Origin of the sequence: Pseudomonas aylmerensis (assembly GCF_001702265.1) — a bacterium.
Classification (GTDB): domain Bacteria; phylum Pseudomonadota; class Gammaproteobacteria; order Pseudomonadales; family Pseudomonadaceae; genus Aquipseudomonas; species Aquipseudomonas aylmerensis.
Map to the genome: position 1 here is coordinate 187,010 of NZ_MAUE01000048.1, position 19,989 is coordinate 206,998.

The window sequence follows — 19,989 nt, forward strand, 5'->3', positions numbered from 1 at the left end:
TGGGCTAGGTTAAAAGGCTTCGGGCCGGTGTGTCAATTTGCCGCTTGCGAAACTTTGGTCTCAGGTCTGCGAGGACGGGGAGCTGAGCGGATAAATCCAAGGCGTTCTGATAGGTGCTGCAAGCGCAGCGATAGGCGAGAATAGAGGGCCCGGCGAGTGGTCGGGATGGTGGAGAGTGAGTTATGGGGTTTGATCAGGTGCGTCAGCGCCGTTTGTCTGACGATATTGTCGAGCAGCTTGAGGGCATGATCCTTGAGGGCACGCTGAAGTCGGGTGAGCGCTTGCCGGCCGAACGGGCCTTGGCTGAGCAATTTGGCGTGTCGCGCCCGTCATTGCGCGAAGCAATCCAGAAGCTGGCGGCCAAGGGCTTGCTGGTGAGTCGTCAGGGCGGCGGCAACTATGTCGCGGAGTCGCTGGGGTCTACGTTCAGTGATCCACTGTTGCACCTGTTGGAGAACAATCCCGAAGCGCAGCGTGACTTGCTGGAGTTTCGCCAGACCCTGGAAGCTTCTTGTGCTTATTACGCCGCATTGCGCGCCACCGAGGTGGATCGCGAGCGGCTGACGGCGGCGTTCGAAGCACTGCAGGATTGCTACACCCGCGCCGATGACGTGAGCCGGGCGGAGGAGGGGGCGGCGGATGCAAGGTTTCACTTGGCGATTGCCGAGGCCAGCCACAATGCGGTGCTGCTGCACACGATTCGCGGCTTGTTCGATCTGCTCAAGCGTAACGTGGTCACCAACATCGGCGGCATGTATCAGCAGCGCACGGAAACCCGCGACATGCTGATTAGTCAGCACCGGGATTTGTACCTGGCGATTATCGAGGGGCGGGCGGAGCAGGCACGAGAGGTTTCAACACGTCACCTGCTGTATGTGCAGGAAGTGTTGGAAGAGGTGCGTCAGGAGGTTCAGCGCGTGGCGCGTGCCGAGCGGCGCAAGGGGATGTAGCCGCGGGCGTTCCCGAAGCTACACCGCGACAAGGATTATTCTTCCTTGCCCTTGTTGCGTACGGCGCGGTGCAGTTCCCGGTTGGAATCGCGCTCGCGCTCGGTATCACGCTTGTCGTATTCCTTCTTGCCCTTGCCCAGCGCGATCTCACACTTGACCAGGTGCTTGCTCCAATACCAGGACAGGCAGACGCAGGCATAGCCCTTCTGCTGCACGGCGGCGGCGAGCTTGTCGATCTCGCGGGCGTTGAGCAGCAGCTTGCGCGTGCGCACCGGGTCGGCAATCACGTGGGTGCTCGCGGTGGTCAGCGGAGTGATATGACTGCCGAGCAGCCACGCCTCGCCATCCTTGAGCAGCACATAGCTGTCGACCAGTTGCAGCTTGCTGGCGCGCAGACTTTTTACTTCCCAGCCGGCCAGGACCAGACCAGCCTCGAAACGATGTTCGATGAAGTAATCGTGTCGCGCCTTTTTATTTTGCGCGATGGTCCCTGTGGGGTGTTTCTTTTGTTTAGCCATAGGGGCGGCATTATAGGGAGTTGCGAGCGTGTCGGCTACGGTCAACCTGCGTGCTTGAGCGTGTTGGACGAATCCCGGACAATGCAGGCAGTTCTTTGGTTTTTTTCTCTCGCGGATCGGGCTGTTCTTTCGCGATGTTTTGCCTCAGCAGTGGAAATGACGCACACATGACGACGCATATTCAACGTTCGGCGTTGCTGCCCTATCCGGCACAGGCGCTCTATGACCTGGTCAACGACGTTGCGCGTTACCCGGAATTCCTGCCTTGGTGCTCGACTGCCGAGGTGCTGGAAAGCAGTGATGAGCACATGGTCGCCAGCGTTGGCGTGGCGAAGGGCGGTCTTAGCCAGCATTTTGTTACGCGCAATGTGCTGGTGCCCGGGAAATCCATTGAAATGAACCTGCAGGAGGGGCCGTTCACCCAATTGCATGGTGTGTGGGTGTTCAAGGCGCTGACGGACAAGGCGTGCAAGATCAGCCTGGACCTGTCGTTTGATTACGCGGGGCCTATCGTGCGAGCAACACTGGGGCCACTGTTCAATCAGGCGGCCAATACCCTGGTGGATGCGTTTTGCCAGCGAGCCAAGCAACTGCATGGTTGAGATTGAGGTGGTATACGCCGCAGAAGATCGGCAGATGTTGCTGGCGGCTGCGGTGCCTGAAGGCACCAGCTTGCGAGCCGCGGTGCGGGCTTGCGGGATCGAGGCGCAGTTTCCGGCGCTGGATCTGGCGGATTGCCCTTTGGGGATATTTGGCAAGGTAATTGCGGACCCCGACGTGCGAGTCGTGCAGGCGGGCGATCGTATTGAGATTTACCGGCCTTTGCTGGCCGATCCTAAAGAGGTGCGCCGCTTGCGTGCAGCCAAGGCGGCGCTGGCCAAACAGCAAAATCCATAGGCTTGCCAAGCAGCAGGCAATAAAAAACCCGGCATGCCGGGTTTTTTATTGGGCGCCGCTCAATTACTGCGGGCTGGTGTCCAGAGGCTGTGGCGTCGGGACCGGCACAGTTTCTACGCCGTCGACGTCTTTCTGGATCTTGTCGAGCAATGAGCCTGGTTTGGCTGGCACTTCAGACTTCGGCTTCTCGTTTTCCTGCGCAGGGGCAGTCACGTTGGCGCCGTTGTCCTTGCCGAGCAAGGCTTCATCTCGGCTCACGCCGGGCATGAAGTCACCAGACAGGCTGACGAGTTGGTCATTGCCATTGAAAATGACGCTGACGCGCTCCTGCTGGCGTTCACCGCCACCCGGTTGGATGCTGTAGAGATAATCCCAGCGATCAGCATGGAAAGTGTCGGTCAGCAGGGGGTTGCCCATGATAAACCTTACTTGCCGTCGGGTCATTCCCGGGCGTAACTGGTCTATCATGTCCTGCGTGACGACATTGCCCTGCTGGATGTCGATTTTGTAAACCCCGGGGAATGAACAACCGGCGAGTGCGAGCAGTCCCACAAAGGTGAAACTGGTTAGCAAGAGCTTGGTGTTTTGCATCGGTGGGCGACTTCCACTATCTTGGCTGGGACAACGTAAACGCCGATCATACCCGTATTAAGAGAAGCTGCGAAGCAGCATCCGCGAGAAAGCTAACCATGGTTGAAAATAGCGAACTACGCAAAGCCGGTCTTAAAGTGACTCTGCCACGAGTCAAGATTCTACAAATGCTCGATTCTGCTGAGCAGCGCCACATGAGTGCCGAGGATGTTTATAAGGCGCTGATGGAGTCTAACGAGGACGTTGGCCTGGCCACGGTTTACCGTGTGCTGACCCAGTTTGAAGCCGCAGGGCTGGTGGTTCGTCATAATTTCGACGGCGGTCATGCAGTGTTCGAATTGGCTGACGGTGGTCATCACGACCACATGGTTGACCTGGATACCAATGAGGTTATCGAGTTCACCAGCCCTGAGATTGAAGCGCTGCAGCATAAGATTGCTGAGGAGCATGGCTTCGATCTGGTTGACCATAATCTGGTCCTGTACATCCGTAAGAAAAAGTAAAAATCGACGCAGATTCTCTCTGCGAAACGATCGAAGGCGACCCTAGGGTCGCCTTCGTGCTTTCTATAAGGGAGAAAATGCTGGCTTCAGGCTTTCGCGGCCACCACCATTTTCTTCGCGTGGGCCAGGGACTCTTTGGTCAGGTCGATACCGCCGAGCATCCGAGCCACTTCTTCCACACGTTCCGATTTGTTCAGCTTGGACACGGCTGTGTGTGTCGCTTCATCGCCGCGCACCTTGTGTACAAACAGATGTTGATGTCCCTGTGCAGCCACCTGTGGCAAGTGAGTCACCGTCAGCACCTGGCCTCTATCCCCCAGGCGTCGCAACAACTGGCCAACAATTTCTGCGGTCGGCCCGCCGATACCGACGTCCACTTCGTCGAATACCAGCGTAGGCACCCGTGACGTTTGGGCGGTAATCACCTGGATCGCCAGGCTGATGCGCGATAATTCGCCGCCGGATGCCACTTTTGCCAGCGCCTTGAGCGGCTGCCCAGGGTTGGCGCTGACCAGCAGTTCTACCTGCTCCAGGCCGTGGGGCTGCAGCTCATTGCTGGCATTGGCGCGCAATTCAATCGTGAAACGCCCGCCCGGCATGCCCAGGCGCTGGATCTCCTGTTCTACGGCACTGGCCAGGCTGGCGGCTGCTTGCTGGCGCAGGTCGCTCAGCTCGCGGGCCTTCTCTTGATAATGACGGGCAAAGGATGCGAGTTCATCGCCTAATCGTTCGATGGATTCGTCGTTGGCATTCAGTGTTTCGATTTCATCCAGCAGCTTTTGCTGCATCGTGGCCACATCGGTGGGCTGGATTCGGTGTTTGCGCGCCAGGGTGTAGATAGTGTCCAGGCGCTCCTCTATTTCCTGCAGGCGGGAGGGGTCGGCATCAAAGTGGTCGAGGAAGCGATTCAACTCGCCCACGGCTTCTTCTACCTGGATCTGCGCACTGGTCAGCAAGGTGGTGGCCTCGCTGAGCGAGCCCGAAGCATTGTTGACGCTGGACAGTCGGTTGAGGCTGGCCGTCAGGGCGTTGAGCACATTGCCGGAATCGCTTTCGCTGCATTGCTCCACCACTTGGCGGCAGATGCCCAACAGGGTTTCGGCATTGGTGAGGTTCTTGTGTTCCTGTTCGAGTTGTTCCAGCTCGGTCTCGCCGAGTGCCAGGCTCTCGAGCTCTTCAAGCTGGTAGCTGAGCAGTTGATGGCGAGCGCGCTGCTCGTCGCCGGAGTTGGAGAGTCGCTCCAATTCCTGGCGGGTCTGGCGCCAGCGTTGAGCGGCAAGCTGCACCTGGCGGGCCAGGTCGGTGGCGCCGGCATATTCGTCGAGCAGGCGGCGGTGGGTGTCGGTTTTCAGCAGGGACTGGTGTTCATGTTGGCTGTGGATATCGATGAGCAACTCGCCCAGGGCTTTCAGGTCGCCAAGCGGGCAGGGCGTGCCATTGATGTAGCCGCGCGAGCGCCCTTCGGCGGTGATCACCCGGCGCAGGATGCACGGCCCCTCATTATTCAGGTCGCGCTCGGCGAGCCAGGCCTCGGCTTCGGGGATGTCTGCCAGGTCGAAGGTAGCCAGGATGTCGGCCTTGTCCGCACCCGGACGCACCACGCCGCTGTCGGCGCGATCGCCCAGGGTCAGGCCGAGCGCGTCGAGCATGATCGATTTGCCGGCGCCGGTTTCGCCTGTGATTACGCTCATCCCGCGATCCAGTTCGAGATCCAGGTGTTCAACGATGGCGTAGTTATGTACGGACAGGTGCACGAGCATGAACGTCGCTCCCAGGCTTTAGGTCTGGTTATTTATACAGTGTTTTGTTCAGGGCTGACAATCCTGGCGCTTAGCTCGATTTGCTTGAGTCGTCACTTTTTTTAGCGCAATGAGGAATGATGCGGCAGGAATTGATCCCGGTCATGGGAAAGACTTTTGGTAACGCCTGCGCCCTTGAACCCTGAAATTGTGGCCCCATATACCGGAACAGAAGCGCGAGTTGAGTTCGCGCATGATTTTGAAAGGAGAAATCTATGGCTGACGAACAGACGCAGGATACGCAAACTCCAGACGCTACCCAGGCTGGCTCGGAAGACCTGGCCGTGCGTGTGCAAGTGCTCGAAGAGCAATTGGCCACTGCGCAGGACCAGTCTTTGCGTGTTGCCGCCGATCTGCAGAACGTCCGCCGCCGTGCCGAGCAGGATGTAGAGAAGGCTCACAAATTCGCGCTGGAAAAATTCGCCGGTGACTTGCTGCCGATCATCGACAGCCTGGAACGTGGCCTTGAGTTGTCCAACCCGGACGACGAAAACATCCGCCCAATGCGCGAAGGGATCGAACTGACCCTGAAAATGTTCCAGGACACCCTGAAGCGTTATCAGTTGGAAGCCATCGATCCAACCGGCGGCGAACCGTTCAACGCTGAGCATCACCAAGCCATGGCCATGCAGGAAAGCCATGACCTGGAGCCTAACAGCGTGTTGAAAGTGTTCCAGAAGGGGTATCAGCTCAATGGTCGCTTGCTGCGCCCGGCGATGGTTGTAGTGAGCAAGGCTCCTGCATCGGTTTCGCCTTCTATTGATGAGCAGGCTTGAAATACGCCGTAAGGCCCCCATCTATAAGTCAAGCGTTTAAGTGCTACCGCAGTTAGCCACCACTGCTGCGGCATCCAAATTCAAGTTTCGGGAGAGTAAATCATGGGCAAAATTATCGGTATCGACCTGGGGACCACCAACTCCTGCGTCTCCGTCATGGAAAACGGCAAAGCCAAAGTTATCGAAAACGCCGAAGGCGCGCGTACCACGCCGTCGATCATTGCTTACGCAAATGATGGCGAGATCCTCGTTGGTCAGTCGGCCAAGCGTCAGGCTGTCACCAACCCGCACAACACCCTGTACGCGGTGAAGCGTCTGATCGGTCGTAAGTTCGACGAAGAAGTCGTACAGAAAGACATCAAGATGGTGCCTTACAAAATCGCCAAGGCTGACAACGGCGACGCCTGGGTTGAAGTCAATGGCAACAAGATGTCTGCACCGCAGATCTCGGCTGAAGTCTTGAAAAAGATGAAGAAGACTGCCGAAGACTACCTCGGTGAAGCAGTGACTGAAGCGGTCATCACCGTTCCGGCCTACTTCAACGACAGCCAGCGCCAGGCGACCAAAGACGCCGGCCGCATCGCGGGTCTGGACGTAAAACGTATCATCAACGAACCTACCGCAGCCGCTCTGGCCTACGGTATGGACAAGGCCAAGGGCGACCACACTGTGATCGTTTATGACCTGGGTGGCGGTACGTTCGACGTCTCGGTCATCGAGATCGCTGAAGTTGACGGCGAGCACCAGTTCGAAGTGTTGGCCACCAACGGCGACACCTTCCTGGGTGGTGAAGACTTTGACATTCGTCTGATCGACTACCTCGTTGACGAATTCAAGAAAGAAAGCGGCATGAACCTCAAGGGTGACCCGCTGGCTATGCAGCGCCTCAAGGAAGCTGCTGAAAAAGCCAAGATCGAGCTGTCCTCGAGCATGTCGACCGACGTGAACCTGCCGTACATCACTGCAGACGCCACCGGTCCTAAGCACTTGAACGTGAAGATTTCTCGCGCCAAGTTGGAAGCACTGGTTGAAGACCTGGTTCAGCGCACCATCGAACCTTGCCGCATTGCCTTGAAAGACGCAGGTATCGACGTTGGTTCCATCAACGACGTGATCCTGGTGGGCGGTCAGACCCGTATGCCACTGGTACAGCAGAAAGTAACCGAGTTCTTCGGCAAGGAAGCACGTAAAGACGTGAACCCGGACGAAGCGGTTGCCATGGGTGCTGCCATCCAGGGCGCGGTATTGGCCGGCGACGTGAAAGACGTGCTGCTGCTGGACGTCAGCCCGCTGACCCTGGGTATCGAAACCATGGGTGGCGTGATGACTGCGCTGATCGAGAAAAACACCACGATTCCTACCAAGAAATCCCAGGTGTTCTCGACTGCCGACGATAACCAAGGTGCTGTGACCATCCACGTGCTGCAAGGTGAGCGTAAGCAAGCGGCTCAGAACAAGTCCCTGGGCAAGTTCGACCTGGCCGAGATTCCACCAGCACCACGCGGCGTGCCACAAATCGAAGTGACCTTCGACATCGACGCCAACGGCATCTTGCACGTAGGTGCCAAGGACAAGGCCACTGGCAAAGAGCAGAAGATCACTATCAAGGCCAACTCCGGTCTGTCTGATGAAGAAATTCAACAGATGATCCGTGATGCTGAAGCCAACGCCGACGCAGATGCCAAGTTTGCCGAGCTGGCTGGCGCCCGTAACCAGGGTGATGCACTGGTTCACTCGACCCGCAAAATGGTCGCGGATGCTGGCGATAAAGTGACTGCTGAGGAGAAGACCGCAATCGAAGCTGCCGTGGTTGCCCTGGAAGCCGCCATCAAAGGCGACGACAAGGCTGCCATCGAAGCCAAGGTTGAGGAGCTGTCGAAAGTCTCCGCACCGGTTGCCCAGAAAATGTACGCCGAACAAGGCCAGCCGGCTGATGGTGCTGCACAGCACGCAGAGCCTGAAGCCAAGCACGACGACGTTGTCGATGCCGAGTTCGAAGAAGTCAAAGACCAGAAGTAAGTTGGTCGCCCGGTTGACCGCTATCAAGCGGTGACTGGTAGGATGTCGCCGCGCGGGAGCTTGCTCCCGCGTTGGCGTGTCTGGGGTATGCGAATTTTTACAACATGCGACAACGCTCGGATGTTGGCGGTGTGATCGGGAATGCTCCTGCTTCCCGGGCGACAGTCACCGCGTTTTTGGCCGGGTCCCTGGCTGAAAGCAGTAATGACCAGGATCGTTGAATTGACGTGAGTTGGGTCCGGGCCTGTATTGGGGCTCAACGAGTTTGGCAAGGCTCAGGAGGGTCTGGCCAAACGTCCTTAAGAGTGCAAAGACTTATGGCAAAGCGTGACTATTACGAAGTATTGGGTGTGGAGCGCGGCTCCAGCGATGCGGACCTGAAAAAGGCTTACCGTCGCCTGGCGATGAAGCACCACCCGGACCGTAATCCGGATAGCAAAGAATCCGAAGAAATGTTCAAGGAGGCCAACGAGGCCTACGAATGCCTTTCTGATCCGAACAAGCGTGCGGCTTACGACCAGTATGGTCATGCCGGTGTCGACCCGAGCATGGGCGGCGGCGGTGCAGGTTTCGGCGGTCAGAACTTCTCCGATATCTTCGGCGACGTTTTCAGCGACTTCTTTGGCGGTGGCCGAGGTGGCCAGCGTGGTGGCGCCCAGCGTGGCAGCGACTTGCGCTACACCCTCGAGTTGAACCTGGAAGAGGCCGTGCGCGGTACCAGCGTCAACATCCGCGTGCCGACGCTGGTTAATTGCAAGCCGTGCGATGGCTCGGGCGCCAAGAAAGGCTCCTCGCCGATCACCTGCCCGACCTGTGGCGGTATCGGCCAGGTCCGTATGCAGCAGGGCTTCTTCTCGGTGCAGCAAACCTGCCCGCGTTGCCATGGCCAGGGCAAGATCATTTCCGATCCGTGCGACTCGTGCCACGGCGAAGGTCGCGTCGAAGAGTACAAGACCCTGTCGGTCAAAGTGCCGGCGGGTGTTGATACCGGAGACCGCATCCGTTTGTCGGGTGAGGGCGAGGCGGGCACCCAGGGTGGCCCTACCGGTGACCTTTACGTGGTGATCAATGTGCGTGAGCACTCGATCTTCCAGCGCGACGGCAAGCACCTGTTCTGTGAAGTGCCGATCAGCTTTGTTGATGCAGCTTTGGGCGGCGAGTTGGAGATTCCGACCCTGGATGGTCGGGTCAAGCTGAAGATCCCCGAGGGTACCCAGACCGGCAAGCAGTTCCGTATTCGTGGCAAGGGCGTTGCGCCGGTGCGCGGCGGTGGTGCAGGCGATCTGATGTGCCGCGTAGCGGTCGAGACCCCGGTCAATCTGGGGCGTCGTCAGCGTGAGCTGCTCGAAGAGTTCCGCAGTTCGTTGGAAGGTGACGACTCCCATTCACCGAAAACCACTGGGTTTTTCGATGGCGTGAAGCGCTTCTTCGGCGACCTGTAAGGAGTGGATATGCGACGTATAGCCGTTATGGGCGCTGCCGGGCGCATGGGGAAGACGCTGGTCGAGGCGGTGCAGCAGCGCTCGCCGGCCTCCGGGCTGACCGCAGCCATCGTTCGCCCGGGCAGCACGTTGATTGGTGCGGATGCGGGCGAGTTGGCCTCGCTGGGCCGTATCGGTGTGTCGTTGTCGAGCAGCCTGGAGCAGGTGGCTGAAGAGTTCGACGTGTTGATCGACTTCACCCTGCCTGACGTGATGCTGAAAAACCTGGCGTTCTGCCGCAAGGCGGGCAAGGCCATGGTGATCGGTACGACGGGTTTGAGTGCCGAGCAGAAGCAGTTGCTGGTGGAGGCGGGCAAGGATATCCCGATCGTCTTCGCGGCCAACTTCAGCGTGGGTGTGAACCTGTCGCTCAAGTTGCTGGATCTGGCAGCCCGCGTGCTGGGTGATGAGGCGGATATCGAAATCATCGAGACCCATCATCGTCACAAGATCGATGCGCCGTCGGGCACCGCGCTGCGCATGGGTGAAGCCATCGCTGATGCGTTGGGCCGCGATTTGTCCAAGGTGGCCGTATATGGTCGTGAAGGTCATACCGGTGCGCGTGCGCGTGACACCATCGGCTTTGCGACCGTGCGCGGTGGTGATGTTGTGGGTGATCACACCGTGCTGTTTGCCACTGAAGGTGAGCGCCTGGAGATCACGCACAAGGCCTCCAGTCGCATGACGTTTGCCAAGGGCGCCGTCCGTGCTGCGCTCTGGCTGGAAGGTCGTGAGCCAGGTCTGTATGACATGCGTGACGTGCTGGATCTGCACTAATCAGTAGCTAAAATCGGGCCTCATGATTATCCTGAGGCCCCGTTTTTACCCGCTAAGCGACGTCCTGTCGCATTCCCCTGCCTTTAAGGCTCATTAGCGGTGGACCAAAAAAGCCTTTTTCTGTAAGCTACAGCTTTAGTGTGTCCACTAAAAGCGCGCAGAATAATTCGGTGAAGAAGCGGGGTGACGTGTCCATACGTCACTCCGCTTTTTTACAACCTGCGATCGCCCTTTCAGGCTTTATTTACGGGAGGTCTTCTTGACTAAGCCAGCCATACTCGCCCTTGCTGATGGCAGCATTTTTCGCGGCGAAGCCATTGGAGCCGACGGTCAAACCGTTGGAGAGGTGGTGTTCAACACCGCCATGACCGGCTATCAGGAAATCCTTACCGATCCTTCCTACGCCCAACAGATCGTTACCCTGACCTATCCGCACATCGGCAACACCGGTACTACACCGGAAGACGTCGAGTCTGATCGTGTCTGGTCGGCGGGTCTGGTAATTCGTGACCTGCCACTGGTCGCGAGCAACTGGCGTAACACGATGTCGCTGTCCGATTACCTGAAAGCCAACAATGTTGTGGCAATCGCCGGTATCGATACGCGTCGCCTGACACGCATCCTGCGTGAAAAAGGCTCGCAGAACGGCTGCATCATGGCCGGTGAGAATATTTCCGAAGAGGCAGCGATCGCTGCTGCGCAAGGCTTCCCTGGCCTGAAAGGCATGGACCTGGCGAAAGTCGTCAGCACCAAGGAAAAGTACGAGTGGCGCTCCACCGTCTGGGACTTGAAGACTGACAGTCACGCGACCATCGAGGCCGCTGAGCTGCCTTACCACGTCGTCGCCTACGACTACGGCATCAAGTACAACATCCTGCGCATGCTGGTCGAGCGCGGTTGCCGCGTGACCGTGGTACCTGCGCAAACCCCGGCCAGCGATGTGCTCGCCCTGCAACCGGACGGCGTGTTCCTGTCCAACGGTCCGGGTGACCCTGAGCCTTGCGACTACGCCATCCAGGCGATCAAGGATGTGCTGGAAACCGAAATTCCAGTCTTCGGTATCTGCCTGGGTCACCAGTTGCTGGCCCTGGCCTCCGGCGCCAAGACCCTGAAAATGGGGCACGGCCACCACGGTGCCAACCACCCTGTGCAAGACCTGGATACTGGCGTTGTGATGATCACCAGCCAGAACCACGGCTTTGCGGTGGATGAGGCGACCCTGCCGGGCAACGTCCGCGCAATTCACAAGTCGCTGTTCGACGGTTCCCTGCAAGGCATCGAGCGCACTGACAAGAGCGCCTTCAGCTTCCAGGGCCACCCTGAAGCAAGCCCGGGCCCGAACGACGTAGCGCCGCTGTTCGACCGTTTCATCAATGAGATGGCCAAGCGACGCTGACTGAGTGGCCTGCGCGCGGCCCCGACTGTCGGTGGCCCCCGCAGGCTCTTCAAAGAATGTTCAAGACGGCTTGCCGACTGACCTGCGGATTTGAGTGACAAACCCATGCCAAAACGTACAGACATAAAAAGCATCCTGATTCTCGGCGCTGGCCCGATCGTTATCGGCCAGGCCTGCGAATTCGACTACTCCGGCGCCCAGGCCTGTAAAGCCCTGCGCGAGGAGGGCTACCGCGTCATCCTGGTGAACTCCAACCCGGCGACCATCATGACCGACCCGGCCATGGCCGACGCCACCTATATCGAGCCGATCAAGTGGCAGACCGTTGCCAAGATCATCGAGAAAGAGCGTCCGGACGCGCTGCTGCCCACCATGGGCGGCCAGACTGCACTGAACTGCGCCCTGGACCTGGAGCGCGAAGGCGTGCTGGAGAAGTTCGGCGTAGAGATGATCGGTGCGAATGCCGACACCATCGACAAGGCTGAAGACCGTTCGCGTTTCGACAAGGCGATGAAGTCCATCGGCCTGGCGTGCCCGCGCTCCGGTATCGCGCACACCATGGAAGAAGCCAACGCAGTCCTCGAGACTCTCGGCTTCCCGTGCATCATCCGTCCGTCCTTCACCATGGGCGGCACCGGTGGCGGTATCGCCTACAACCGTGAAGAGTTCGAAGAAATCTGCGCCCGTGGTCTGGACCTGTCGCCGACCAAGGAACTGCTGATCGACGAATCGCTGATCGGCTGGAAAGAATATGAAATGGAAGTTGTCCGCGACAAAAAGGACAACTGCATCATTGTCTGCTCCATCGAAAACTTTGACCCGATGGGCGTGCACACCGGTGACTCGATCACCGTTGCTCCGGCACAGACCCTGACCGACAAGGAATACCAGATCCTGCGTAACGCCTCCCTGGCGGTATTGCGCGAGATCGGCGTGGAAACCGGCGGTTCCAACGTTCAGTTCGGTATCTGCCCGAACACTGGCCGCATGGTCGTGATCGAGATGAACCCGCGTGTATCGCGTTCGTCGGCCCTGGCGTCGAAAGCGACCGGCTTCCCGATCGCCAAGGTCGCGGCCAAGCTGGCTGTGGGTTACACCCTCGATGAGCTGTCGAACGACATCACCGGCGGCAAGACCCCGGCGTCCTTCGAACCGTCCATCGACTACGTCGTCACCAAGCTGCCACGCTTCGCCTTCGAGAAATTCGCCAAGGCTGACGCGCGCCTGACTACTCAGATGAAGTCGGTTGGTGAAGTCATGGCCATCGGCCGTACTTTCCAGGAATCCCTGCAGAAAGCCCTGCGCGGCCTGGAAGTGGGCGTTTGCGGCCTGGACGAGAAGCTCGACCTGAGCAACCCGGAAAGCATGAGCGTGCTCAAGCGCGAGCTGACCGTGCCGGGCGCCGAGCGTATCTGGTACGTGGCTGACGCCTTCCGCGCCGGCATGACTGTCGAAGACATCTTCGGCATGAACATGATCGACCCGTGGTTCCTGGTGCAGATCGAAGATCTGATCAAGGAAGAAGAGAAGGTCAAGACCCTCGGTCTGGCCAGCATCGACCGCGACATGATGTTCCGCCTCAAGCGCAAAGGCTTCTCCGACCAGCGCCTGGCCAAGCTGCTGGGTGTGACTGAGAAGAACCTGCGTACGCATCGCCACAAGCTGGAGATCTTCCCGGTCTACAAGCGCGTTGATACCTGCGCCGCCGAGTTCTCCACCGACACCGCCTACCTGTACTCCACCTATGAGGAAGAGTGCGAAGCCGCCCCGTCGGGTCGCGACAAGATCATGATCCTGGGCGGCGGTCCGAACCGTATCGGCCAGGGTATCGAGTTTGACTACTGCTGCGTACACGCCGCTCTCGCCCTGCGCGAAGACGGGTACGAGACCATCATGGTCAACTGCAACCCGGAAACTGTTTCCACCGACTACGACACCTCTGATCGCCTGTACTTCGAGCCAGTGACCCTGGAAGACGTGCTGGAAATCGTGCGCGTCGAGAAGCCAAAAGGCGTGATCGTCCAGTACGGCGGCCAAACCCCGCTGAAACTGGCGCGTGCCCTTGAAGCGGCCGGCGTGCCGATCATTGGCACCAGCCCAGATGCCATCGACCGTGCGGAAGACCGTGAGCGCTTCCAGCAGATGGTTGAACGCCTGAACCTGCGTCAGCCGCCGAACGCCACCGTGCGCAGCGAAGATGAGGCCATCCGCGCCGCCAGCAAGATTGGCTACCCGCTGGTAGTGCGTCCGTCCTACGTACTGGGCGGTCGGGCGATGGAAATTGTCTACGAAGAAGAAGAACTCAAGCGTTACCTGCGCGATGCGGTGAAAGTGTCCAACGACAGCCCGGTGCTGCTGGACCACTTCCTCAACTGCGCCATCGAAATGGATGTGGATGCGGTCTGCGACGGCACTGATGTCGTGATCGGCGCGATCATGCAGCACATCGAGCAGGCGGGTGTTCACTCCGGTGACTCGGCGTGCTCGCTGCCACCGTACTCGCTGCCGGCGCACATCCAGGACGAGATGCGCGAACAGGTCAAGAAAATGGCCCTGGAACTGGGCGTGGTCGGCTTGATGAACGTACAGTTGGCGCTGCAAGGCGAAGACATCTACGTCATCGAAGTCAACCCGCGCGCTTCGCGTACCGTGCCATTTGTTTCCAAGTGCATCGGTGTGTCCCTGGCCATGATCGCTGCCCGCGTGATGGCCGGTAAGACCCTGAAGGAAATCGGCTTCACCAAGGAAATCATTCCGAACTTCTACAGTGTGAAAGAGGCGGTGTTCCCATTCGCCAAATTCCCTGGTGTGGACCCGATCCTGGGCCCAGAGATGAAGTCCACCGGTGAAGTGATGGGCGTGGGCGATACCTTCGGTGAAGCGTTCGCCAAGGCCCAGATGGGTGCCAGCGAGGTGCTGCCGACCGGCGGTACTGCGTTTATCAGCGTGCGTGATGATGACAAGCCACTGGTTGCAGGCGTGGCCCGTGATCTGATCAACTTGGGTTTTGAAGTCGTGGCCACCGCCGGGACCGCCAAGCTGATCGAGGCTGCCGGCCTGAAAGTGCGTCGCGTGAACAAGGTGACGGAAGGCCGTCCGCACGTGGTCGACATGATCAAGAATGACGAAGTCACGCTGATCATCAACACCACCGAAGGTCGCCAGTCGATCGCGGACTCCTATTCCATTCGTCGTAACGCCTTGCAGCACAAGATCTACTGCACCACCACCATTGCTGCTGGCGAAGCCATCTGCGAAGCACTCAAGTTCGGTCCGGAAAAGACCGTGCGTCGCTTGCAGGATCTACACGCAGGATTGAAGGCATGACCAAATACCCAATGACCGTCCAGGGCTTCAAGGCCCTGGAAGAGGAGCACGCCCATCTGACCAAGGTCGTACGTCCAAAGCTGAGCCAGGACATCGGTACGGCCCGCGAACTGGGTGACCTTAAGGAAAACGCCGAATACCACGCTGCTCGCGAGCAGCAAGGTATGGTCGAGGCGCGGATCCGTGACATCGAAGGCCGCCTGCAGAACTCGGTGGTCATCGACGTAACGACCATTCCGAAGACCGGCAAGGTGATTTTCGGCACCACCGTGGAAATCGCCAACGTCGAGACTGACGAAAGCGTGGTCTACCACATCGTCGGGGAAGACGAAGCTGACTTCAAACTCGGCAAGATCTCCGTCGGCTCCCCGCTTGCCCGCGCCTTGATTGCCAAGGAAGAGGGTGACGTGGTGGCGGTCAAGACGCCGGGTGGCGTGATCGAGTACGAGATTGTTGAAGTCCGTCACGTCTGAACGGCGGCGCCCGCTTCGTGCGGGCGCCATGCTTTGGCAGCTTGCCCAGATGCTTTGGGTGGGCGGCCTGTGGTTGTTGCACATTGGCGTGTTACCGGCGCTGGGCCTGATTGGCCTGGCACCGTTGCTGATCAATGAGATCGATGGATTACTGAGTGCGCTGCTGGTGGGTTTTGCGGCGGCGTGCGTGACGCTCCAGGCGTTGGTGCTGGTCAAGGCCGAAGGCTTGGGGAGTTTGTGGCGGGATATTCGCGGCCAACTGCTGTTGATGGCGCTGTATGCATGTGCGATGTACTGCATCGTGCATGTGTGGCTGCCGGAAGCGTTGCGCTGGCAGTTATTCAGCTATCTTGTGCTAGGGTTCTCCGGCCTGGTGCTGGTTATACAGCCTGCGCCGGGATGGAGTGGCGGGGCGCGCGAAGCACGCCCGTGACCCTTGTTGTCATTTGAAGCGATGAACGTTCGACAGTTGCTTGTTGACGCTGAAGTTCTTGCGATACAGCAGCGCCATCTTGCCGATGACCTGGACCAGGTCCGCTTTGCCAACCTTGCACAGTTCTGCAATGGCGGCCAGGCGCGCTTCACGGTCAAGGATATTGACCTTGATCTTGATCAGTTCGTGATCGTTCAGTGCGCGTTCAAATTCGGCTAACACACCTTCAGTCAAACCGTTATCTGCCACAATCAAAACTGGTTTCAGATGGTGGCCAATGGATTTGTACTGTTTCTTCTGCTCTTGAGTGAGCGGCATAATCTGACCCCTGCGTCTGATCTTGTAAAAAGCGGCGGCCAGTTTACCCGAGCGAGTCCGGGACCGCCCAGTTAATCACGACCCGTTTTATTTTTCGAGGTGGCCCGTGGCCCGTTCCAAAACTAGCCTTAAGTGGCTGCAAGAGCATTTCAACGATCCTTACGTCAAAAAGGCGCAGAAGGACGGCTACCGGTCCCGGGCCAGCTACAAGCTGCTGGAGCTCCAGGACAAGGACAAATTGTTTCGCCCCGGCATGAGCGTGATCGACCTGGGTGCAGCGCCCGGTGGCTGGTCCCAGGTGGCCAGTCGTCTGATTGGCGGGCAAGGCCGATTGATCGCTTCCGACATCCTCGAGATGGACAGCATCCCGGATGTAACCTTCGTGCACGGCGATTTCACCCAGGACGCCGTACTGGCCGAGATCCTGGAAGCCGTCGGAAATTCGCAGGTAGACCTTGTGATTTCCGACATGGCCCCCAATATGAGTGGATTACCGGCTGTTGATATGCCGCGAGCCATGTTCCTGTGCGAGTTGGCGCTGGATCTGGCGGGGCGGGTATTGCGTCCGGGTGGTGATTTCCTGGTCAAGGTCTTCCAGGGTGAAGGCTTCGACGAGTACCACAAGAACATCCGCAAGCTGTTCGACAAGGTACAGATGCGTAAACCGGACTCTTCCCGGGACCGGTCTCGCGAGCAATATCTGCTGGCGCGGGGGTTCCGCGGCATTGAAGGCGCTGCCAGTGATGAGCGTCTTTGAAGGTTTGAAGGGAGTCGATAGGTTTTTTTATATCGCTTTCGTCACGAAGCTTTACGAATATTGTGTAGTCAAAGTTTCACAAAGGGTTACAGACGGCGCCTGCCAGAGTTGTAGGTAATGTAGTAAGTTAGGCCGGTGAATATCATGCGAAGCGCGCGCCAGTAGCGGAGCTTGCTTCAGAGGGTAGTTAATTGAACGATATGGCAAAGAATCTGATCCTGTGGTTGATCATCGCGGCTGTCCTGGTGACGGTGATGAACAACTTCTCCAGCCCTAACGAGCCGCAGACCCTCAACTATTCCGACTTCATCCAGCAAGTTAAGGATGGCAAGGTCGAGCGCGTGGCGGTTGATGGCTACGTGATCACCGGCAAACGCAACGATGGCGATAGCTTCAAGACCATTCGTCCAGCCATTCAGGACAACGGTCTGATCGGCGACCTGGTGGATAACCATGTGGTTGTCGAAGGCAAGCAGCCTGAGCAGCAGAGCATCTGGACTCAACTCCTGGTGGCCAGCTTCCCGATCCTGGTGATCATCGCCGTGTTCATGTTCTTCATGCGCCAGATGCAAGGCGGTGCGGGAGGCAAGGGCGGGCCGATGAGCTTCGGCAAGAGCAAGGCGCGCCTGCTCTCCGAAGATCAGGTGAAGACCACCCTGGCTGACGTCGCGGGTTGCGACGAGGCAAAGGAAGAAGTCGGTGAGTTGGTTGAATTCCTGCGCGATCCGGGCAAGTTCCAGCGCCTGGGCGGCCGTATTCCTCGCGGCGTGCTGATGGTCGGTCCTCCGGGTACCGGTAAAACCTTGCTGGCCAAGGCGATTGCCGGTGAAGCCAAGGTGCCTTTCTTCACCATTTCCGGTTCTGACTTCGTCGAAATGTTCGTCGGTGTCGGCGCCAGCCGCGTTCGCGATATGTTCGAGCAGGCCAAGAAACACGCACCGTGCATTATCTTCATCGATGAAATCGACGCTGTTGGTCGCCATCGTGGTGCTGGCATGGGCGGTGGTCACGATGAGCGTGAGCAGACCCTCAACCAGTTGCTGGTCGAGATGGATGGTTTCGAGATGAATGACGGCATCATCGTCATCGCTGCGACCAACCGACCTGACGTGCTGGACCCTGCGCTGCTGCGTCCAGGCCGCTTCGACCGTCAGGTTGTCGTAGGCTTGCCGGATATCCGTGGTCGCGAGCAGATCCTCAAAGTCCACATGCGCAAAGTGCCGATGGGTGACGATGTCGCTCCAGCAGTGATTGCGCGTGGTACGCCGGGTTTCTCCGGTGCCGACCTGGCCAACCTGGTCAACGAAGCTTCGTTGTTCGCGGCCCGTACAGGCAAGCGCATCGTCGAGATGAAAGAGTTCGAACTGGCGAAAGACAAGATCATGATGGGCGCAGAGCGCAAATCCATGGTCATGTCCGAGAAAGAAAAGCAGAACACCGCTTATCACGAAGCCGGTCACGCCATTGTGGGTCGCGTTGTGCCAGAGCATGACCCGGTCTACAAGGTGTCGATCATTCCTCGGGGTCGGGCGCTGGGTGTCACCATGTTCCTGCCGGAAGAGGATCGTTACAGCCTCTCCAAGCGTGCGCTGATCAGCCAGATCTGCTCACTGTACGGCGGTCGAATTGCTGAAGAGATGACCCTGGGCTTTGATGGCGTAACGACCGGGGCTTCCAATGACATCATGCGTGCCAGTCAGATTGCGCGGAACATGGTGACCAAGTGGGGCTTGTCGGAGAAGCTCGGTCCGTTGATGTACGCCGAGGAAGAGGGTGAGGTATTCCTGGGTCGTGGGGGTGGTGGTCAGAGTGCCAGCTTCTCCGGCGAGACAGCCAAGCTGATCGACTCCGAAGTGCGCAGCATCATTGACCAGTGCTATGGCACGGCCAAGCAGATCCTGACCGACAACCGTGACAAGTTGGACGCCATGGCTGACGCGTTGATGAAGTACGAGACTATCGATGCTGACCAGATCGACGACATCATGGCGGGCCGTACGCCGCGTGAGCCGCGTGATTGGGAAGGTGGTTCGGGCACCTCTGGCACTCCGCCTGTCGTGCAGAACGAACGCCCTGAAACCCCGATCGGTGGTCCGGCAGCTGACCACTAAGGTTTGAAATGACTTCTGTGTTGTCCTCCACCCGGTTGCCTTGCGGCAACCGGGTTCTTGATTTGGCCCATACGCACGTGATGGGCATTCTTAATGTCACCCCTGACTCCTTTTCCGACGGCGGCCGCTTCAGCCAGCTCGATGCTGCGTTGCGCCATGCCGAAGCAATGGTGTCGGCGGGGGCGACCCTGATTGATGTCGGCGGTGAGTCGACTCGGCCGGGCGCTCGGGTAGTTTCTCCGTTGGAGGAGCTGGAGCGTGTGGCGCCGATTGTAGAGCGCATTGCTCGCGAGCTGGATGTCATTATCTCGGTGGATACTTCCACCCCGGCAGTCATGCGTGAGACGGCGCGCCTGGGGGCAGGGTTGATCAACGACGTGCGTTCCCTGCGGCGTGACGGCGCCCTTGACGCGGCGGCGGCTACCGGTCTGCCGGTGTGCCTGATGCATATGCTGGGTGAGCCCGGCAATATGCAGGACAACCCGCACTATGATGACCTGGTGGGTGAAGTGAGCAGCTTCCTGGCTGAAAGGGTCGCTCAATGCGCCGCAGTCGGGATTGCGCCTGAAAAGATTATCCTGGATCCAGGGTTTGGCTTCGCCAAGTCCTTGCAGCACAACTTAAGCCTGTTCAAGCACATGGAGTCCCTGCATGCCCTTGGTCGGCCCCTGTTGGTCGGTGTTTCGCGCAAGAGCATGATAGGGATGGCACTGAATCGTCCGGTAGGTGAGCGGTTGTACGGCGGTCTCGCACTCGCGGCGCTTGCTATGACCAAGGGTGCGCGTATCTTGCGCGTGCATGATGTCGCCGAGACGGTGGATGTGGTGCGCATGATTGCCGCGGTAGAATCAGCCGAATAAGAA

General features: G+C 58.6%; 19 protein-coding genes. 15 read left to right on the plus strand and 4 right to left on the minus strand.

Features of this window, described 5'->3' with window-relative positions:
• The first annotated feature begins 182 nt into the window (after positions 1-182).
• Positions 183-950, plus strand: coding sequence for a GntR family transcriptional regulator (locus BBG20_RS31060; RefSeq protein ID WP_065910250.1), 768 nt, complete (start codon positions 183-185; stop codon positions 948-950).
• A gap of 35 nt (positions 951-985) precedes the next feature.
• Here the strand turns inward: BBG20_RS31060 and smpB are convergent, their stop codons facing one another.
• Positions 986-1,468, minus strand: a complete 483-nt coding sequence (gene smpB / locus BBG20_RS31065) for an SsrA-binding protein SmpB (RefSeq protein WP_060752280.1) — start codon at positions 1,466-1,468, stop codon at positions 986-988.
• 167 nt (positions 1,469-1,635) lie between these two features.
• On the opposite strand from smpB, the gene BBG20_RS31070 reads away from it, so the two are divergent.
• Positions 1,636-2,070, plus strand: coding sequence for a type II toxin-antitoxin system RatA family toxin (locus tag BBG20_RS31070; protein ID WP_005791512.1), 435 nt, complete (start codon positions 1,636-1,638; stop codon positions 2,068-2,070).
• Entirely contained in the window at positions 2,063-2,365 is a 303-nt protein-coding gene (locus BBG20_RS31075; protein WP_065910252.1) for an RnfH family protein, read from the plus strand. The genes BBG20_RS31070 and BBG20_RS31075 overlap by 8 nt, the downstream gene beginning before the upstream one ends.
• 63 nt (positions 2,366-2,428) lie before the next feature.
• Here the strand turns inward: BBG20_RS31075 and BBG20_RS31080 are convergent, their stop codons facing one another.
• Positions 2,429-2,956, minus strand: coding sequence for an outer membrane protein assembly factor BamE (locus BBG20_RS31080; RefSeq protein WP_065910254.1), 528 nt, complete (start codon positions 2,954-2,956; stop codon positions 2,429-2,431).
• A 98-nt stretch (positions 2,957-3,054) separates the two neighbouring features.
• On the opposite strand from BBG20_RS31080, the gene fur reads away from it, so the two are divergent.
• Entirely contained in the window at positions 3,055-3,459 is a 405-nt protein-coding gene (gene fur / locus BBG20_RS31085; RefSeq protein ID WP_003194220.1) for a ferric iron uptake transcriptional regulator, read from the plus strand.
• Positions 3,460-3,545: 86 nt separating this feature from the next.
• On the opposite strand, the gene recN is transcribed toward fur, so the two are convergent.
• On the minus strand, positions 3,546-5,219 hold the full coding sequence (gene recN, locus BBG20_RS31090; RefSeq protein ID WP_065910256.1) for a DNA repair protein RecN: 1,674 nt from the start codon (positions 5,217-5,219) through the stop codon (positions 3,546-3,548).
• Between the two features lie 254 nt (positions 5,220-5,473).
• On the opposite strand from recN, the gene grpE reads away from it, so the two are divergent.
• From grpE to BBG20_RS31130, 8 genes are all read left to right on the plus strand, one after another.
• Positions 5,474-6,034: a nucleotide exchange factor GrpE gene (gene grpE / locus BBG20_RS31095; protein ID WP_065910258.1), complete on the plus strand. Its 561-nt coding sequence runs from the start codon at positions 5,474-5,476 to the stop codon at positions 6,032-6,034.
• A gap of 102 nt (positions 6,035-6,136) precedes the next feature.
• Positions 6,137-8,053 carry a molecular chaperone DnaK gene (dnaK, locus tag BBG20_RS31100; RefSeq protein ID WP_065910260.1) on the plus strand — a complete coding sequence of 639 codons (1,917 nt, stop codon included), beginning with the start codon at positions 6,137-6,139 and terminating at the stop codon, positions 8,051-8,053.
• A gap of 317 nt (positions 8,054-8,370) precedes the next feature.
• Positions 8,371-9,495: a molecular chaperone DnaJ gene (gene dnaJ, locus BBG20_RS31105; RefSeq protein ID WP_065910262.1), complete on the plus strand. Its 1,125-nt coding sequence runs from the start codon at positions 8,371-8,373 to the stop codon at positions 9,493-9,495.
• A 9-nt stretch (positions 9,496-9,504) separates the two neighbouring features.
• A complete protein-coding gene (gene dapB / locus BBG20_RS31110; protein ID WP_065910264.1) occupies positions 9,505-10,311 on the plus strand; it encodes a 4-hydroxy-tetrahydrodipicolinate reductase in 807 nt (268 codons plus the stop codon).
• Positions 10,312-10,570: 259 nt separating this feature from the next.
• The gene (gene carA / locus BBG20_RS31115; protein WP_065910266.1) at positions 10,571-11,707 is read left to right on the plus strand and encodes a glutamine-hydrolyzing carbamoyl-phosphate synthase small subunit; all 1,137 of its coding nucleotides are present in this window, start codon (positions 10,571-10,573) and stop codon (positions 11,705-11,707) included.
• Between the two features lie 105 nt (positions 11,708-11,812).
• Positions 11,813-15,034 carry a carbamoyl-phosphate synthase large subunit gene (carB, locus tag BBG20_RS31120; RefSeq protein WP_065910267.1) on the plus strand — a complete coding sequence of 1,074 codons (3,222 nt, stop codon included), beginning with the start codon at positions 11,813-11,815 and terminating at the stop codon, positions 15,032-15,034.
• Entirely contained in the window at positions 15,031-15,507 is a 477-nt protein-coding gene (greA, locus tag BBG20_RS31125; RefSeq protein ID WP_003235048.1) for a transcription elongation factor GreA, read from the plus strand. The genes carB and greA overlap by 4 nt, the downstream gene beginning before the upstream one ends.
• A gap of 28 nt (positions 15,508-15,535) precedes the next feature.
• Complete coding sequence (locus BBG20_RS31130; protein WP_065910268.1) at positions 15,536-15,940, plus strand: MFS transporter; 405 nt, start codon at positions 15,536-15,538, stop codon at positions 15,938-15,940.
• Between the two features lie 9 nt (positions 15,941-15,949).
• Here the strand turns inward: BBG20_RS31130 and BBG20_RS31135 are convergent, their stop codons facing one another.
• Positions 15,950-16,258 carry a YhbY family RNA-binding protein gene (locus BBG20_RS31135; RefSeq protein ID WP_010206607.1) on the minus strand — a complete coding sequence of 103 codons (309 nt, stop codon included), beginning with the start codon at positions 16,256-16,258 and terminating at the stop codon, positions 15,950-15,952.
• Positions 16,259-16,364: 106 nt separating this feature from the next.
• Here BBG20_RS31135 and rlmE point away from each other — a divergent pair, with 106 nt between their 5' ends.
• The 3 genes from rlmE (at position 16,365) to folP (ending at position 19,986) form a co-directional block, all read left to right on the plus strand.
• The gene (gene rlmE, locus BBG20_RS31140) at positions 16,365-17,015 is read left to right on the plus strand and encodes a 23S rRNA (uridine(2552)-2'-O)-methyltransferase RlmE (protein ID WP_010206606.1); all 651 of its coding nucleotides are present in this window, start codon (positions 16,365-16,367) and stop codon (positions 17,013-17,015) included.
• 200 nt (positions 17,016-17,215) lie between these two features.
• Positions 17,216-19,126, plus strand: a complete 1,911-nt coding sequence (ftsH, locus tag BBG20_RS31145) for an ATP-dependent zinc metalloprotease FtsH (protein ID WP_032803717.1) — start codon at positions 17,216-17,218, stop codon at positions 19,124-19,126.
• A gap of 8 nt (positions 19,127-19,134) precedes the next feature.
• The gene (folP, locus tag BBG20_RS31150) at positions 19,135-19,986 is read left to right on the plus strand and encodes a dihydropteroate synthase (RefSeq protein WP_065910269.1); all 852 of its coding nucleotides are present in this window, start codon (positions 19,135-19,137) and stop codon (positions 19,984-19,986) included.
• The last annotated feature ends 3 nt before the right edge of the window (positions 19,987-19,989 follow it).

Coding starts and splice junctions, on each gene's coding strand:
- grpE (WP_065910258.1), top strand. CDS start 5,474: ATGGCTGACGAACAGACGCAGGATACGCAAACTCCAGACGCTACCCAG.
- BBG20_RS31070 (WP_005791512.1), top strand. CDS start 1,636: ATGACGACGCATATTCAACGTTCGGCGTTGCTGCCCTATCCGGCACAG.
- dnaK (WP_065910260.1), top strand. CDS start 6,137: ATGGGCAAAATTATCGGTATCGACCTGGGGACCACCAACTCCTGCGTC.
- carB (WP_065910267.1), top strand. CDS start 11,813: ATGCCAAAACGTACAGACATAAAAAGCATCCTGATTCTCGGCGCTGGC.
- ftsH (WP_032803717.1), top strand. CDS start 17,216: ATGGCAAAGAATCTGATCCTGTGGTTGATCATCGCGGCTGTCCTGGTG.
- BBG20_RS31075 (WP_065910252.1), top strand. CDS start 2,063: ATGGTTGAGATTGAGGTGGTATACGCCGCAGAAGATCGGCAGATGTTG.
- smpB (WP_060752280.1), bottom strand. CDS start 1,468: ATGGCTAAACAAAAGAAACACCCCACAGGGACCATCGCGCAAAATAAA.
- BBG20_RS31135 (WP_010206607.1), bottom strand. CDS start 16,258: ATGCCGCTCACTCAAGAGCAGAAGAAACAGTACAAATCCATTGGCCAC.
- BBG20_RS31130 (WP_065910268.1), top strand. CDS start 15,536: ATGCTTTGGCAGCTTGCCCAGATGCTTTGGGTGGGCGGCCTGTGGTTG.
- greA (WP_003235048.1), top strand. CDS start 15,031: ATGACCAAATACCCAATGACCGTCCAGGGCTTCAAGGCCCTGGAAGAG.
- BBG20_RS31060 (WP_065910250.1), top strand. CDS start 183: ATGGGGTTTGATCAGGTGCGTCAGCGCCGTTTGTCTGACGATATTGTC.
- BBG20_RS31080 (WP_065910254.1), bottom strand. CDS start 2,956: ATGCAAAACACCAAGCTCTTGCTAACCAGTTTCACCTTTGTGGGACTG.
- recN (WP_065910256.1), bottom strand. CDS start 5,219: ATGCTCGTGCACCTGTCCGTACATAACTACGCCATCGTTGAACACCTG.
- fur (WP_003194220.1), top strand. CDS start 3,055: ATGGTTGAAAATAGCGAACTACGCAAAGCCGGTCTTAAAGTGACTCTG.
- folP (WP_065910269.1), top strand. CDS start 19,135: ATGACTTCTGTGTTGTCCTCCACCCGGTTGCCTTGCGGCAACCGGGTT.
- dnaJ (WP_065910262.1), top strand. CDS start 8,371: ATGGCAAAGCGTGACTATTACGAAGTATTGGGTGTGGAGCGCGGCTCC.
- dapB (WP_065910264.1), top strand. CDS start 9,505: ATGCGACGTATAGCCGTTATGGGCGCTGCCGGGCGCATGGGGAAGACG.